Here is a 2,635-nt window from a genome sequence, read left to right as displayed (position 1 = left end):
GTCGATAATGCCTGTGCTATTAACGAGTGCTAGATGGCGCTTAATAGCCATGCTAGAACGAATGTGAATGGCAAGGTATTCATCGTATGCCATGAAAGCTTTAATACCTGTTGGCACTAATACTACTTGACCTGGTTCTAAAGTAACAGCTTCAGCGCATTCAATATCATAGCCTGCGCTTTCTGTTGTTTTACGTGTCGGTAAATTGATATCTTGTTCTTCAAAAGCAGAAACTACTTCAAAGCCACGAATATCCATGTAACACCTCTTATTTTAAACAATCTTTACGGGACAAGTTAACACGGCCTTGTTTATCGATTTCGATAACTTTTACCATGATCTCATCACCTACATTTACTACGTCTTCTACATTTTCAACGCGTTCTTTTGCAAGTTTAGAAATGTGTACAAGACCTTCTTTACCTGGTAATACCTCTACGAAAGCACCGAATGCCATCAAACGAGTTACTTTACCAAGGTATACTTCACCTACTTCAACTTCTTTAGTAAGGTTTTCAATAATTTGTTGAGCTTTTGCAGCACCTTCTTGTTCTACAGAAGCAATGAATACTGTACCATCATCTTCGATGTCGATTTTAGCGCCAGTTTCTTCGATGATACCACGAATCACTTTACCGCCAGAACCGATTACGTCACGAATCTTATCTGGATCGATTTTCATTGTAATAATGCGTGGAGCATATTCAGACATTTGTTGACGAGGTTCAGCAATTGTATCAAGCATAATGCCCATGATGTGCATGCGGCCTTTGTGAGCTTGTTCTAATGCTTCTTGAAGGATTTCACGGGATAAACCGGAGATTTTAATATCCATTTGAATTGCTGTTACACCTTTTGCAGTACCAGCAACTTTAAAGTCCATATCGCCAAGAGCATCTTCCATGCCTTGAATATCAGTTAAGATTGTGTAGTGTTCACCTTGCGTTACAAGACCCATAGCAATACCTGATACAGGGGCTTTAATAGGTACGCCAGCGTCCATCAAGGACAATGTGGAACCACATACGGAAGCCATGGAGCTAGAACCATTGGATTCTAATACTTCAGATACTAAACGCAATGCATATGGGAAGTCTGCTTCGCTAGGAATTACAGGAACCAAAGCGCGTTCAGCCAAAGCACCATGACCAATTTCACGACGACCAGGACCGCGGGAGGAACGAGTTTCGCCTACGGAGAAGGATGGGAAATTATAGTGGTGAATATAGCGCTTTTCTGTTTCAATACCAATGCCATCAATTGTTTGTGTTTCGGACAATGGAGCTACAGTAGCTACGTTCAATACTTGAGTTTGACCACGTGTAAATAAACCAGAGCCATGTGTACGAGGCAATACACCTGTACGGCAAGAGATTGGACGAACTTCATCAAGTTTACGACCATCTGGACGAATTTTTTCAACAGTAATCATATGACGAACGATTTCTTTAATCATAGCGTCAAATGCTTTATTTACGTCCCCCATATTGTCAGGGTAGATTTCTTCAAAGTGAGCTAATACATCTGCGCGTACTTCACTTTCTTGAGCATCACGTTGTTGTTTATCTGCACAACGAACTGCTGCGTCAAGTTTATCATGACCATAAGCGCGAACTGCATCAGCGATTTCAGCAGGAACGTCTTTACTTTCAAATACACGTTTTTCCTTGCCTACTTTTGCAGTCATATCTTCTTGGAACGCTACGATTTTTTTGATTTCTTCGTGAGCTGTCATAATAACTTCAAGAATGATATCTTCTGGAACTTCTTCAGCGCCACCTTCAACCATGAGGATAGCATCTTTAGTACCAGCTACAACAATGTTAAGGTCTGTTTCTTCTAATTGAGCTTTAGTTGGGTTTACAACGAACTCACCATTGATACGACCCATGCGAACGCCTGCAATAGGACCATTCCAAGGCACATCAGAAATAGATAATGCTGCAGAAGCACCAATCATGCCACATACTGCTGGATCACAATCTTGATCTACGGACATAACTGTTGCTACTACGTGTACTTCATTGCGTACACCTTTATCAAATAATGGACGAATAGGACGGTCGATCAAACGGCTATTCAAAATCGCAGATTCAGGTGGACGTGCTTCACGTTTAATAAAGCCACCTGGTAAACGACCTACAGCGTACATTTTTTCTTCATAGTCTACTGTAAGTGGGAAGAAGTCGATATCCTTCGCCTCTTTAGAACCTGTAGCGGTAACGAGTACACGAGTATCGCCATAGCCAACCATTACGGCACCGCCAGCTTGTTTTGCAAGTTCCCCAGTCTCGATCGTAAGCGTACGACCAGCTAGGTCCATTTGGAATTGTTCCATTCCTATTCCTCCTAAAAATCTTCTTATATGTATACCTTCTTATTATATATCATCAGTAAAAAATAAGCTATTTTTTCACTTCATTTATAGCAACTAGCATAATAAAAAGGACAGAGTTGCCGCTCTGTCCTTTTTTCCAGTTTCCACAATAGATTATCGGCATTCGTTTCCCTTTGCCTAATGTTATTATAACACAAGGAAATAAAATAAAAAAGCCGTCCAAAAGGACGGCTAATTTTATTGGCTCTATAATAAATGTTGGGGTGACACCACTACGGTGTCACTTCCAACATTATT

Annotated in this window: 1 protein-coding gene and 1 pseudogene; both read right to left on the bottom strand. The window is 40.8% G+C overall.

Annotated elements, in window-relative coordinates; translation table 11 throughout:
• Positions 1 to 258: pseudogene (locus RYM16_RS09025) on the bottom strand (dUTP diphosphatase); the annotation flags it as partial.
• 10 nt (positions 259 to 268) lie between these two features.
• A complete protein-coding gene (locus RYM16_RS09020; RefSeq protein ID WP_314983410.1) occupies positions 269 to 2,338 on the bottom strand; it encodes a polyribonucleotide nucleotidyltransferase in 2,070 nt (689 codons plus the stop codon).
• Between the last annotated feature and the right edge of the window lie 297 nt (positions 2,339 to 2,635).

It is taken from the genome of uncultured Veillonella sp. (assembly GCF_963524655.1).
In the GTDB taxonomy this organism is placed as follows: domain Bacteria; phylum Bacillota; class Negativicutes; order Veillonellales; family Veillonellaceae; genus Veillonella.
The sequence above is the reverse complement of the archived record's forward strand: the minus strand, read 5'-3'. Positions and strand labels throughout refer to the sequence as shown.

Coding starts and splice junctions, on each gene's coding strand:
- RYM16_RS09020 (WP_314983410.1), bottom strand. CDS start 2,338: ATGGAACAATTCCAAATGGACCTAGCTGGTCGTACGCTTACGATCGAG.